Origin of the sequence: Pseudomonas sp. App30, from assembly GCF_047947025.1 — a bacterium.
GTDB lineage: Bacteria > Pseudomonadota > Gammaproteobacteria > Pseudomonadales > Pseudomonadaceae > Aquipseudomonas.
This window is the reverse complement of record NZ_CP133165.1, coordinates 2,108,643-2,121,534: the sequence shown is the minus strand read 5'-3', so window position 1 is coordinate 2,121,534 and position 12,892 is coordinate 2,108,643. Positions and strand designations below refer to the sequence as shown.

Annotated in this window: 12 protein-coding genes; all 12 read left to right on the top strand. The window is 64.1% G+C overall.

Annotated elements, in window-relative coordinates; all coding sequences use genetic code 11:
* Positions 1–18 precede the first annotated feature (18 nt).
* The 12 genes from cheR to RAM80_RS09580 all read left to right on the top strand — a co-directional run bounded on the left by cheR (position 19) and on the right by RAM80_RS09580 (position 12,847).
* Complete coding sequence (cheR, locus tag RAM80_RS09635; RefSeq protein ID WP_416426125.1) at positions 19–846, top strand: protein-glutamate O-methyltransferase CheR; 828 nt, start codon at positions 19–21, stop codon at positions 844–846.
* A gap of 360 nt (positions 847–1,206) precedes the next feature.
* Positions 1,207–1,614: a flagellar basal body rod protein FlgB gene (gene flgB, locus RAM80_RS09630; protein ID WP_416426124.1), complete on the top strand. Its 408-nt coding sequence runs from the start codon at positions 1,207–1,209 to the stop codon at positions 1,612–1,614.
* Between the two features lie 3 nt (positions 1,615–1,617).
* Positions 1,618–2,064 (top strand): flagellar basal body rod protein FlgC, encoded by a 447-nt coding sequence (flgC, locus tag RAM80_RS09625; RefSeq protein WP_027981704.1) that lies wholly within the window; start codon positions 1,618–1,620, stop codon positions 2,062–2,064.
* Positions 2,065–2,079: 15 nt separating this feature from the next.
* Positions 2,080–2,781 carry a flagellar hook assembly protein FlgD gene (locus RAM80_RS09620; protein WP_416426123.1) on the top strand — a complete coding sequence of 234 codons (702 nt, stop codon included), beginning with the start codon at positions 2,080–2,082 and terminating at the stop codon, positions 2,779–2,781.
* 27 nt (positions 2,782–2,808) lie between these two features.
* Positions 2,809–4,116, top strand: coding sequence for a flagellar hook protein FlgE (flgE, locus tag RAM80_RS09615; RefSeq protein ID WP_416426122.1), 1,308 nt, complete (start codon positions 2,809–2,811; stop codon positions 4,114–4,116).
* Between the two features lie 364 nt (positions 4,117–4,480).
* Complete coding sequence (locus RAM80_RS09610; protein WP_416426121.1) at positions 4,481–5,221, top strand: flagellar basal body rod protein FlgF; 741 nt, start codon at positions 4,481–4,483, stop codon at positions 5,219–5,221.
* Between the two features lie 48 nt (positions 5,222–5,269).
* Positions 5,270–6,055, top strand: a complete 786-nt coding sequence (flgG, locus tag RAM80_RS09605; protein WP_416426120.1) for a flagellar basal-body rod protein FlgG — start codon at positions 5,270–5,272, stop codon at positions 6,053–6,055.
* 49 nt (positions 6,056–6,104) lie between these two features.
* Positions 6,105–6,800 (top strand): flagellar basal body L-ring protein FlgH, encoded by a 696-nt coding sequence (flgH, locus tag RAM80_RS09600; protein ID WP_027981699.1) that lies wholly within the window; start codon positions 6,105–6,107, stop codon positions 6,798–6,800.
* Between the two features lie 12 nt (positions 6,801–6,812).
* A complete protein-coding gene (locus RAM80_RS09595; protein WP_416426119.1) occupies positions 6,813–7,934 on the top strand; it encodes a flagellar basal body P-ring protein FlgI in 1,122 nt (373 codons plus the stop codon).
* 11 nt (positions 7,935–7,945) lie between these two features.
* Positions 7,946–9,223 carry a flagellar assembly peptidoglycan hydrolase FlgJ gene (flgJ, locus tag RAM80_RS09590; RefSeq protein ID WP_416426118.1) on the top strand — a complete coding sequence of 426 codons (1,278 nt, stop codon included), beginning with the start codon at positions 7,946–7,948 and terminating at the stop codon, positions 9,221–9,223.
* Between the two features lie 11 nt (positions 9,224–9,234).
* Positions 9,235–11,280, top strand: a complete 2,046-nt coding sequence (flgK, locus tag RAM80_RS09585; RefSeq protein ID WP_416426117.1) for a flagellar hook-associated protein FlgK — start codon at positions 9,235–9,237, stop codon at positions 11,278–11,280.
* A 13-nt stretch (positions 11,281–11,293) separates the two neighbouring features.
* Positions 11,294–12,847 carry a flagellar hook-associated protein 3 gene (locus RAM80_RS09580; protein WP_416426116.1) on the top strand — a complete coding sequence of 518 codons (1,554 nt, stop codon included), beginning with the start codon at positions 11,294–11,296 and terminating at the stop codon, positions 12,845–12,847.
* Positions 12,848–12,892 lie beyond the last annotated feature (45 nt).

The window sequence follows — 12,892 nt, the reverse complement described above, 5'->3', positions numbered from 1 at the left end:
ATTTGAGAGGCGGCACCATTGTCTACGGGTAATTTGGATTTCGAACAGTTCCGGGTCTTCCTGGAAAAAGCCTGTGGCATTCTGTTGGGCGAGAATAAGCAATATCTTGTTTCCAGCCGTCTCAACAAGCTGATGGAACAGCAGGGCATCAAGTCCCTGGGCGAGTTGGTGCAGCGCATCCAGACCCAGCCGCGCAGTGGCCTGCGCGAGCAGGTGGTGGACGCCATGACCACCAACGAAACCCTGTGGTTTCGCGATACCTACCCCTTCGAGGTGATGAAGAACAAGGTCATCCCCGAGTTCGTCAAGAACGCGCCGGGCCAGCGCCTGCGCATCTGGTCGGCGGCCTGCTCGTCGGGCCAGGAGCCCTATTCGCTGTCCATGACCATCGACGAGTTCGAGCGTACCAACCTGGGCCAGCTCAAGGCCGGTGCGCAGATCGTCGCCACCGACCTGTCCGGTTCCATGCTCACCAACTGCAAGAGCGGCGAGTACGACAGCCTGGCCATCGGCCGCGGCCTGTCGGCGGACCGCCTGCAGCGCTACTTCGACACCAAGGGCCCTGGCCGTTGGGCGGTGAAGGCGCCGATTCGCAGCCGCGTGGAGTTCCGCTCGTTCAACCTGCTGGACAGCTACGCGGCGCTGGGCAAGTTCGACGTGGTGTTCTGCCGCAACGTGCTGATCTACTTCTCCGCCCAGGTGAAGAAAGACATCCTGATGCGCATCCATGGCACCCTCAAGCCCGGTGGCTACCTGTTCCTTGGCGCGTCCGAGGCGCTGAACGGCCTGCCGGACCATTACCAGATGGTCCAGTGCAGCCCGGGCATCATCTACCAGGCGAAATAACGCAAAGGCCCTTCGGGGCCTTTGTTGTTTTTGGCGTTTGGGGTGGGGACGCAGCCTTCGGCAGCTGCTACATACTGTGGGAGCTGGCTTGCCAGCGAGCTGTTGAGGCTCTGAAAACTCGCTGGCAAGCCAGCTCCCACAAAGACAGTTGCCGCTACGGGGTGGTGTTCCGGGCCATGCAAAGCGGCAATCGGGTATTGCCGCTTTGTTGGCACCCAGCGGAACCCGCTTGCCGCTTTTCTGGCATTGCCGCTTGCCACTTTCCCCAAACCCCAGCAAAACCGGGCCTCGCGCAGTTTGGCACGGGCCTTGCTATCTCTCTGTCACCAACATCCGGTCCGCCGTTTAAAGGTTTCCACCATGAGCATCAGTTTCGACAAAGCGCTGGGCATCCACGAGCAGGCACTGGCGTTCCGCGCCCAGCGCGCCGAAGTGCTGGCCAACAACCTGGCCAACGCCGACACGCCCAACTACAAGGCGCGTGACCTGGACTTTGCCGCCGTGCTGCAGGCCGAAGGCGACAAGCGCCAGAACGGCACGTTCGAGCTGGAGCGGACCAACGACAAGCACATCGAGGCCGAAGGCCTGAGCATGGGTGACCAGCAATTGCTGTACCGCACCCCCAGCTCGCCCTCGCTGGACCAGAACACCGTGGACGCGCAGGTGGAACAAGCCAACTACGCGCAGAACTCGGTGAACTTCCAGGCCAGCTTCACCCTGCTCAACGCCAAATTCAAAGGGCTGGTGTCAGCCATCCGTGGGGAGTGATTCATGTCTCTAGCCAGCGTTTTCAACATTGCCGGTACCGGCATGAGTGCCCAGACCACTCGCCTGAACACCGTCGCCAGTAACATCGCCAACGCCGAGACCGTCTCGTCGAGCATCGACCAGACCTACCGCGCGCGCCACCCGGTGTTCGCCACCGTGTTCGACCAGACCCAATCCACCGGCGACAGCGGCTCGCTGTTCCAGGACCAGGACGCCGCCGGCAGCGGTGTGCAGGTGTCGGGCGTGGTCGAGGACCAGAGCAACCTGGAAGCTCGCTACGAGCCCAAGAACCCGGCGGCCAACAAAGACGGCTACGTGTACTACCCGAACGTCAACGTGGTGGAGGAGATGGCCGACATGATCTCCGCCAGCCGTTCGTTCCAGACCAACGCGGACATCATGAATACCGCGAAAACCATGATGCAGAAAGTCCTGACCCTGGGTCAGTGATAGGGGCGCAAGAACATGACCACAACAACTGACAGCACCTCGGCTTCGTCCGTCCTGACGTCACTGCAGAAAACCACCAGTACCACCGACAGCTCCACCGGTACCGCGGGCAGTGCGCTGGGCAAGGACGCGTTCCTGCAACTGCTGGTTACCCAGATGCAGAACCAGAACCCCCTGGACCCACAGGACAACAGCGAATTCGTTTCGCAGCTGGCCCAGTTCAGCAGCCTGGAAAGCATGCAGAGCCTCAACGACTCGGTGAGCACCATCCTCACCTCGTACCAGTCGTCCCAGGCCCTGCAGGCGTCCTCGCTGGTCGGCCACTCGGTCATCGTCACCGGCACCACCGCCGACGTCGACACCAGCAAGGGCCTGACCGGCTCGGTGAACCTGACCGGTTCCAGCACCAGCAACACCATTGGCGTCTACAACAGTGACGGCACCCTGGTGCGTACCCTCGACGAGGGCACCCAGTCGGCCGGCACCTACAGCTTCACCTGGGATGGCAAGGATGGCGACGGCAACACCGCGGCCTCCGGCAACTACACCTTCAAGGCGGTTGCCACCATCGACGGTACCTCGACAGTCATGACCACCAACCTGCCGACCACGGTCAACAGCGTGACCATGGCCACCACCAGCGGCGGTGAAATGACGCTGAACCTGGCAACGGGCTCCAGTGTTGCCCTGTCTGCTGTCCAAACCATCGGAATTTAATGCCGGCTACGGCGCAGGAGTGAAAACATGTCTTTCAACGTCGGCCTCAGTGGCCTGGCAGCAGCCAACAAAGCCCTGGACGTCACCGGCAACAACATTGCCAACGTCGCCACCACCGGTTTCAAATCGTCGCGCACCGAATTCGCCGACCAGTATGCCCAGTCCATCCGTGGCACCTCGGGCAAGACCACCGTCGGTAGCGGCGTGACCACTGCCGCCGTGTCGCAGCAGTTCACCCAGGGCAACATCGAGTCCACCGGCAACAGCCTGGACATGGCCATCAACGGCAACGGTTTCTTCGTGCTCAGCGACAACGGCTCGAAGCTGTACACCCGTGCCGGTGCCTTCTACAGCGACAAGTCCGGCAACATCGTCGATGCCAGCGGCAACAACCTGCAGGGCTACACCACTGACTCCACCGGCAAGCTGACCTCGGGCGTGCTGTCGAACCTGGCCATCGACACGTCCAACCTGGCGCCCAAGGCGACCAGCAGCATCTCGGAAACCGTCAACCTGAACTCCAGTGCGACCGCCCCGACCGTCAGCCCGTTCACTGCCTCGAACACCAGCAGCTACAACTACACCTTCAACACCGACGTCTATGACAGCCAGGGCAACGCCCACCAGCTGAACCAGTACTTCGTGAAGGATGACACGTCGAACAGCTGGACCATGTACACCACCATCGACGGCGTCAACCCGACCGACCCGACGTCCACCACGCCGCTGGCCAACCCGGTCACGTTCAACTCCGACGGTTCGTACAGCTACACCGCCGGCGCCGTGACCGGTGGCCTGACCGTGAACGACGACGGTACCTTCAGCCTCGCCGGCTGGGTGCCTGCTGCCGAGCAGAGCGACGGTACCTACGCCTCCAACGGTGCTTCCGCTACCGCGAATATCACCCTGGACATGTCCAACCTGACCCAGTACAACGCCACCTCGGCCACGACTGCCAAGGACCAGGACGGCTACGCCACCGGCGAACTGTCGGCCCTGTCGGTGAGCGACACCGGCCAGCTGACCGCTACCTTCACCAACGGCAAGACCAACGTCATCGGCCAGGTGGCCCTGGCCAACTTCGCCAACGTGCAGGGCCTGAGCCCGGCTGGTGGCACCGACTGGCGTGAAACCTACGCCTCGGGCGTGCCGGTGATCGGCACCCCTAGCAGCGGCACCATGGGTTCGCTGAGCGCCTCGTCGCTGGAAGACTCCAACGTCGACCTGACCGCTGAGCTGGTGAACCTGATCAAGGCGCAGTCCAACTACCAGGCCAACGCCAAGACCATCTCCACCGAAAGCACCATCATGCAGACCACTATCCAGATGACTTGATAGTTGTCGGCAGCACTACAAAGCCCGGGCCCAAAGCCCGGGTTTTTTTGTGCCCGCTCCCCCGTAGCAGCTGCCGAAGGCGGCGTCGCATACGCCTCGGTGTTTCAGGCGAAGTTGCGGCGTCAACGACGCGGCCTGCGGCCGCTGCTACAGGGGAGCGGCTCCGGTTTTCTGGCGCCCCTTGCCGCCAACCGGCAGCCACGCGCCGTTTTTCCGACTCGGCCGGGGGCAGGGCAGGGCGCCAACCCCGGCAATCACCCTGTAACACCGGGCACACAAAGGCTTTTCCAACCTTGGCCCGCTTGTTGCTATATCCCATTCAGAACAGTGGTCGGCGGCATTCGCCCGTCATGGGAGACATACCTTGGACAAAATGCTTTACGTGGCTACGAGCGGGGCCAATCAGAACTCATTGGCCATGAAGGCTCACGCCAACAACCTGGCCAACGTTTCCACCAACGGCTTCCAGCGCGACCTCGAGCAGGCCCGCTCCATGCCGGTGTTTGGCGACGTATACGCCTCGCGCGCCTACGCCATGACCGAAAACCCCGGCACCGATTTCACCCCCGGCGCCATGGTGGCAACCGGCCGTGACCTGGACGTGGCCGCCGACGGCGACAGCTACATCGCCGTGCAATCGCCCGACGGCAGCGAGGGCTATGTGCGCATGGCCAGCATGAACGTCGACGCCCTGGGCGTGCTGCGCGACGGCAATGGTTTGCCGGTCATGGGCAACGGCGGTCCGATTGCCGTGCCGCCCCAGCAGCAGATCGAGGTGGGCGCCGACGGCACCATCAGCGTTCGCTCCATGGGCCAGGGCCCGGAAGTGATGGCCCAGGTGGACCGCATCAAGCTGGTCAAGCCCGACCCGCGCAACCTGGTCAAGGGCACCGACGGCTTGCTGCACACCAAGGACGGCCAACCGGCCGCGGCCGACGCCACCTCCAGCGTGACCTCCGGCTTCCTGCAGGCCAGCAACGTCAACGCCGTGGAAGAGATGACCTCGGTGCTGGCCCTGTCCAAGCAATTCGAACTGCACATCAAGATGATGACCACCGCCAAGGAGGACGATGAGTCCATGGCGCGGGTCTTGCAGAACACCTGATAAATGACTGGGCGCGGCGAAAAACAGGCGCGCACTTAGGAGAACAGAATGCTTCCGGCACTATACGTCAGCAAGACCGGTCTGGCCGCTCAGGACATGAACCTGACGACCATTTCCAACAACCTGGCCAACGTCTCGACCACCGGCTTCAAGGCCGACCGCGCCGAGTTCCAGGACCTGCTGTACCAGACCAAGCGCCAGCCAGGTGCCAACTCCACCACCGACACCGAGCTGCCGTCGGGCCTGCAGCTGGGTACCGGCGTGCGCATCGTCGGCACCCAGAAGAACTTCACCGCCGGCAGCCTGGCCACCACTGACCAGCCGCTGGACATGGCCATCAACGGCCGTGGTTTCTTCCAGATCACCCAGCCGGACGGCACCACCGCGTACACCCGCGACGGTACTTTCCACCTGGACTCCAACGGCCAGATCGTGACCGCCAGCGGCAACGCCCTGAACCCGGCCATCGTGGTACCGACCAACGCCCAGACCTTCACCGTGGGCACCGACGGCACCGTGTCGATCACCACCGCCACCAGCGCCACCTCGACCGTGATCGGCAACCTGCAGACCGCTGACTTCATCAACCCGGCCGGCCTGCAGGCCATCGGCAGCAACCTGTACCTGGAAACCGCTTCCAGCGGCGCGCCGCAAGTGGGTACCCCGGGCCTCAACGGCTTCGGCACCACCCTGCAGAACACCCTGGAAAACTCCAACGTCAGCACCGTTGAAGAGCTGGTGAACATGATCACCACCCAGCGCGCCTACGAGATGAACTCCAAAGTGATCTCGACCGCCGACCAGATGCTCCAGTACGTAACGCAGAATCTGTAATCCAGCCACACGGCGCCGCCGGCGCCAGCTTCATCGTGAGGTCAGTGTCATGAGTCGTTTGTCCAGTGTTCTTGCCTTGAGTGGGATCGCTTTGTTGTCGGGTTGCATGTCGCCGCCGCCCAAGCCCAATGACCCGTACTACGCGCCGGTGCTGCCACGCACCCCGCTGCCTGCGGCGTCCAACAACGGCTCGATTTACCAGTCCGGCTTCGACCAGAACCTGTACACCGACCGCAAGGCGTTCCGGGTAGGGGACATCATCACCGTGACCCTGGCCGAGAAGACCGCGGCCAGCAAGAGCGCCGACTCCAAGCTGACCAAGGACTCCAGCACCTCCCTGGGCCTGACCTCGCTGTTTGGCGGTGGCGCGTCCACCACCAACCCGCTGACCGGCGGCAAGCTGAGCCTGGACGCCGGCTACACCGGCACCCGCGCCACCGACGGCACCGCCAAGGCCGACCAGGCCAACAGCCTGACCGGTTCGATCACCGTGACCGTGGCCGACGTGCTGCCCAACGGCATCTTGTCCGTGCGCGGCGAGAAATGGCTGACGCTCAACACCGGCGAAGAGCTGGTGCGCATCGCCGGCCTGATCCGTGCCGACGACATCGCCACCGACAACACCGTGTCGTCGACCCGTGTCGCCGACGCACGCATTACCTATTCGGGCACCGGCGCGTTCGCCGAGTCCAACCAGACCGGTTGGCTTGACCGTTTCTTCATGAGCCCCTACTGGCCTTTCTAGGTGTCCACGACCATGCGTAAATTCAAGCACCTGATGGCCGTGACCCTGCTGGCTGCCGCGGCACTGGGAGCGGCCAGCGCCGCCCAGGCCGAGCGCCTCAAGGACATCGCGAGCATTTCCGGCGTGCGCTCCAACCAGTTGATCGGCTACGGCCTGGTGGTGGGCCTGGACGGTACGGGTGACCAGACCACCCAGACCCCGTTCACCCTGCAGACCTTCAACAACATGCTGGCGCAATTCGGCATCAAGGTGCCCACCGGTACCGGCACCACGCAGCTGAAAAACGTCGCGGCAGTGTCGATCCATGCCGACCTGCCACCGTTCTCCAAGCCTGGCCAGACCATCGACGTCACCGTGTCGTCCATCGGTAACTCCAAGAGCCTGCGCGGCGGCAGCCTGCTGATGACCCCGCTGAAGGGTATCGACGGCAACGTCTACGCCATCGCCCAGGGCAACCTGGTGGTGGGCGGCTTCGACGCCGAGGGCAAGGACGGCTCCAAGATCACCGTCAACGTGCCGTCGGCCGGCCGCATTCCCGGCGGTGCCTCGGTGGAGCGTTCGGTGCCGAGCGGCTTCAACCAGGGCAACAGCCTGACCCTGAACCTCAACCGTTCGGACTTCACCACCGCCAAGCACATTGTCGACAAGATCAACAACATGCTCGGCCCAGGCGTGGCCCAGGCCATCGACGGCGGCTCGGTGCGCGTCACCGCGCCGATCGACCCGAGCCAGCGCGTGGACTACATCTCGGTGCTGGAAAACCTGGAAGTGGACCCAGGCGCGGCCCCGGCCAAGGTCATCATCAACTCGCGTACCGGCACCATCGTCATCGGCCAGAACGTGAAGGTCTCGCCAGCCGCCGTGACCCACGGCAGCCTCACCGTGACCATCACCGAAGACCCGATCGTCAGCCAGCCGGGCCCGCTGTCCAACGGCCAGACCGCCGTGGTACCGCGTTCCAAGATCAACGCCCAGCAGGAAGCCAAGCCGATGTTCAAGTTCGGCCCCGGCACCACGCTTGACGAGATCGTGCGTGCGGTCAACCAGGTGGGCGCGGCGCCCAGCGACCTGATGGCCATCCTCGAAGCACTGAAACAGGCCGGCGCCCTGCAAGCCGACCTGATCGTGATTTGAGGTAGCAGCGCATGGACATGCCCAAAGGTGGCGTCAGCGCCCCCGCCGATTCCGGGGCCTACACGGACCTCAATCGCCTGAACGCGCTGAAGACCGGTGACAAGGACAGCGACGCCAACCTGAAGAAGGTGGCCCAGGAGTTCGAGTCGCTGTTCGTCGGTGAAATGCTCAAGTCGATGCGTTCGGCCAACGACGTGTTGGGCAAGGACAACCCGATGAACACCGAGACCACCAAGCAGTATCAGTCGATGTACGACCAGCAGCTGGCCGTGACCCTGTCCAAGCAGGGCAACGGCATCGGCCTGCAGGACGTGCTGATGCGGCAGTTGTCCAAGAACAAGGGCGTGGAGCACACCGGCGCCAACCCGTTCGACCACAACGCCCCGGCGCTGTCCACGCTCAACGGCGGGCGCAACACGGCGGCCGACCTCAAGCACGCGCTCAACGGCACGGCCAGCACCGCCCACAGCAACGACGTGGCCATGCTCAACCAGCGCCGCCTGTCGCTGCCCAGCAAGCTGGCCGACCGCATCATGGCCGGCATCGTGCCGTCCACCTCGGCGGCCACCGACGGCACCGCCGCGGCCACCCAGGCGCTGGCGCGCAATGGCATCAAGGTCAACGTCGCCAGCAGCATGGCGCAGACCGCTGCCACCAGCACCAGCACCGATGCCGACGGCGGCAGCGACGCCGGTGAATGGCAATCGGCCCAGGCGGCCATTGCCAGCGGCGACATTCGCATCATCGGCCGCAGCGTGGCCCAGCCACCGCTGGCGCCGGCCAAGAAAGCCTTCAGCACCGCCGACGAATTCGTCGCCACCATGATGCCCCTGGCCAAGGACGCCGCCGCGCGCATTGGCGTCGACCCCAGCGTGCTGGTGGCCCAGGCGGCACTGGAAACCGGTTGGGGGCGCTCGGTCATGCGCGACGAAAGCGGCAAGAGCAGCCACAACCTGTTCGGCATCAAGGCCAGCGGCAACTGGCAGGGCGACCAGGCGCGGGCCATCACCAGCGAGTTCCGCAACGGCAAGATGGTCAAGGAGACGGCGCAGTTCCGTTCCTACGATTCCTACGCCGACAGCTTCCATGACCTGGTGACCCTGCTGCAAAGCAACGATCGCTATCAAGGTGTTGTGAAGTCGGCCGATAACCCAGAACAGTTTGTTAAAGAGTTGCAGAAGGCCGGGTACGCCACCGATCCGGACTACGCCAGCAAGATTTCGCAGATAGCCAGGCAGATGAAGGGCTACCAGAACTACGCGCTGGGCAGTGCCTCCACCCATTTATAAGGTTTTGAACCATGTCACTGATTTCAATCGGGCTTTCCGGGCTTAACGCCAGCCAGACGGCTTTGACGGTCACCAGTAACAACATCACCAACGTGTCCACCGCGGGCTATTCGCGAGAGTCGACCACGTCCGTCGCGGCTGCCATGCAGAACGTGGGCGTGGGCTTTGTTGGCACCGGCACCACCATTTCCGACGTGCGCCGGATCTACAACAGCTACATGGATTCGCAGCTGCAGACCACCACGGCGCTGAGCGCCGACGCGGCCACCTACAGCGACAACGTCAGCACCATGGACAGCCTGCTGTCGGACAGTGCCACGGGCATCAGCGCGACCCTGACCAGCTTCTTCTCGGCCCTGCAGACCTCGTCCGCCAACCCCACCGACACCTCGTCGCGCCAGTTGCTGCTGACCGCTGCCCAGAGCCTGACCAACCGTTTCAACTCGATTTCGTCGCAGATCACCTCGCAGAACGCGGGCATCAACTCGCAGCTCTCGACCCTCAGCGGCCAGGTCAACGACATCACCAAGCAGATCGCCTCGCTGAACCAGCAGATCACCACTGCGTCTGCCTCGGGCAACACCCCCAACAGCCTGCTCGACGCCCGCAACGAAGCCGTGCGCTCGCTCAATGAACTGGTCGGCGTGACCGTTCAGACCAACAGCAGCGGCGCCTACGACGTGTACCTGGGCACCGGCCAGGCGCTGGTGAGCGGCAACACCGCCAACACCCTGACGGCGGCGCCCAGCACCACCGACAAGTCGCAGTACGCGCTGTCGGTCAACTACGGCAACTACAGCACCGACGTCACCTCGGTGGTCAGCGGTGGCTCCATCGGCGGCCTGCTGCGCTACCGCAGCGACGTGCTCAACCCAGCGCAGAACAGCCTGGGCCAGATTGCCCTGACGGTCTCCGACAGCATCAACAGCCAGCTGGGCCAGGGCGTGGACAGCAACGGCAACCTGGGGGCGAACCTGTTCTCCAGCATCAACAGCGCCACCGCCATCAGCCAGCGCAGCCTGGCCTCGTCGAATAACAGCGCAGGTTCGGGCAACCTCAACGTGACCATCGCCGACACTGGCGCGCTGACCACCAACGACTACCAGGTGACCTTCACCAGCGCCACGGCCTACAGCGTCACGCGCTCCGACGGCACCAACATGGGCAGCTACGACCTGAGCACCACGCCGGCGCCGGAAATCGACGGCTTCACCCTGTCGTTGAACGGCAACGCCGTGGCCGCGGGCGACAGCTTCAAGATCGTGCCGACACGCAACGCCGCCAGCGAAATCAGCACCACCATGACCGATACCAGCACCCTGGCGCTGGCCGGCCCGCTGACCGGCACGGCCAGCTCCAGCAACTCGGGCACCGCCACCTTCACCCAGCCGTCGCTGACCACCTCGGTGGACGTCTACGACAGCACCGCGAAAGCGGCGCTGCAAAGCGGCCTGGACAACTCCACCCCGGTCAAGCTGGTGTTCGGCACCGCCTCGGGTGGCACCCAGGGCTACACCGTCTACGACGCCAAGGGCAACAACATCGGCACCGGCACCATCGTGCCCGGCTCGGACAACAACCTGAGCATCAGCGTGCCGATCGTCGACAGCAGCGGCAACCCGGTCAACGACGCGTCCGGCAACCCGACCAGCTTCACCTTCGCCACCACCGTCAGCGGCACGCCGGCGGCCAACGACAGCTACAGCGTGGCCCTCAACACCAGCGGCAGCTCCGACAACCGCAACGCCACCGCGCTGCTGGGGCTGCAGACCTCGGCCACCGTCGGCACCGGCGCGGCCACCGGCGGCATCAGCTTCACCGCCGCCTACGCGGCGCTGGTCTCCGGCGTGGGCGCGCAATCGGCCCAGGCCACCACCGATGCCAGCGCCACCTCCACGGTGCTGACCACCGCCAAGGCCAACCGCGACTCGGTCTCGGGCGTGAACCTGGATGACGAAGCCGCCGCCCTGGTGAAATACCAGCAGTACTACACGGCCGCCTCGCAGATCATCAAGACGGCGCAAGACACCTTTTCCACTCTGCTCAACGCACTCTGAGGGCTAGTCGACCATGCGTATTTCCACCTCTCAATACTTCGAGACCAGCGCGGCCAACTACTCCTCGGCCTTCTCGGCAACCGCCAAGACCCAGGAGCAGATCAGCTCCGGCGTGCGCATCAAGACCGCCGGCGATGACCCGGTGGGCGCGGCCAAGCTGCTGCAGCTGCAACAGCAGAGCTCGATGCTGACCCAGTACAGCACCAACATGACCACGGCCACCAACTCGCTGAACAACCAGGAAAGCGTGTTGAACTCCATCAACAACGCCCTGCAGCGCGCCCAGGAACTGTCGGTACGTGCCGGTGACGGCTCGCTGACCGATGCCGACCGCCAGTCCATCGGCGCCGAGATCAGCCAGGTGCAGCAGACCGTGCTGGGCCTGCTCAACACCAAGGACGCCTCGGGGTACTACATGTTCTCCGGCTCCAAGAGCACCACGCCGCCGTACGTGCAGAACGCCGACGGGACCTACACCTACCAGGGTGACCAGAACGCGCTGAGCCTGCAGGTATCCGACACCCTCAGCCTGCCCACCGGCGTCACCGGCTACGAAGCCTTCGAGCAGGCCACCAACACCAGCCGCACTTCGTCGACCGTCACCTCGCCGGCCGTGAATGACAACAAGGTGTCCATCTCCCCGGGCCAGATGGACTCGGAGGCCACCTACAACAAGTCGTTCACTACGGGTGAGCCGTACACCGTCAATTTCACCAGTGACACCACCTTCAGCATCACCGATGGCTCGGGCAACGACATTACCTCCGAAGTGGCGGGCAACGGCACGTTCGACCCCACCGACGACGCCGGCACTACCCTGAGCCTGCGCGGGGTCGATTTCACCCTCAAGGTGGACACCGCCAACACCGGCACTACCGCCGGCCACAGCATCACCTTGCAGAGCACCCCCGACACCCTGAGCCCGTCGCGCAGCGCCGGCAACACTTCGACCGCGCAGTTGACCAGCGGCACCATCACTGACCAGGCGGCGTACAACAGCACGTTCCCAAGCTCGGGTGCGGTGGTCAAGTTCACCAGCGCCACCGACTACGCGGTGTATGCCCAGCCCTACACCAGCAGCAGCAAGGCCATTGCCACCGGCACCATGAGCGGCACCACCGTGTCTGCGGCGGGCGCCAGCTTCGACGTCAGCGGCACGCCGGCGGCCGGCGACACCTTCCAGGTCTCGGTGGACTCCCACAAGACCCAGAACGTGCTCAACACCCTGTCCAAGCTGGCCACCGCGCTGAACACCCCGATCAACGGTGACAACACCAAGCTGCTGGCCCTGCAGAACTCGGTCAGCTCGGCCATCGCCAACCTGTCGTCGGCCAGCACCCAGGTGGGCACCGCGCGCGGCGTGATTGGCGCCACCGACAACGCCATCACCCTGCAGACCGACGAGAACACCTCGATCAGCCTGGCCAACAAGACCACCCAGTCGAGCATCGGCGACACTGACATGGCCACCGCCTCGATCACCCTGACCCTGCAGCAGACCATGCTGGAGGCATCCCAGGCCGCCTTCGCGAAGATCGCCCAGTTGAGCCTGTTCAACAAGATCTGAGCCCTGTGCCATTTTTTCGCGGCGCCATTCGCGACCCTTCACCGG

Coding starts and splice junctions, on each gene's coding strand:
- flgB (WP_416426124.1), top strand. CDS start 1,207: ATGAGCATCAGTTTCGACAAAGCGCTGGGCATCCACGAGCAGGCACTG.
- flgC (WP_027981704.1), top strand. CDS start 1,618: ATGTCTCTAGCCAGCGTTTTCAACATTGCCGGTACCGGCATGAGTGCC.
- RAM80_RS09620 (WP_416426123.1), top strand. CDS start 2,080: ATGACCACAACAACTGACAGCACCTCGGCTTCGTCCGTCCTGACGTCA.
- flgE (WP_416426122.1), top strand. CDS start 2,809: ATGTCTTTCAACGTCGGCCTCAGTGGCCTGGCAGCAGCCAACAAAGCC.
- flgG (WP_416426120.1), top strand. CDS start 5,270: ATGCTTCCGGCACTATACGTCAGCAAGACCGGTCTGGCCGCTCAGGAC.
- flgH (WP_027981699.1), top strand. CDS start 6,105: ATGAGTCGTTTGTCCAGTGTTCTTGCCTTGAGTGGGATCGCTTTGTTG.
- RAM80_RS09595 (WP_416426119.1), top strand. CDS start 6,813: ATGCGTAAATTCAAGCACCTGATGGCCGTGACCCTGCTGGCTGCCGCG.
- flgJ (WP_416426118.1), top strand. CDS start 7,946: ATGGACATGCCCAAAGGTGGCGTCAGCGCCCCCGCCGATTCCGGGGCC.
- flgK (WP_416426117.1), top strand. CDS start 9,235: ATGTCACTGATTTCAATCGGGCTTTCCGGGCTTAACGCCAGCCAGACG.
- RAM80_RS09580 (WP_416426116.1), top strand. CDS start 11,294: ATGCGTATTTCCACCTCTCAATACTTCGAGACCAGCGCGGCCAACTAC.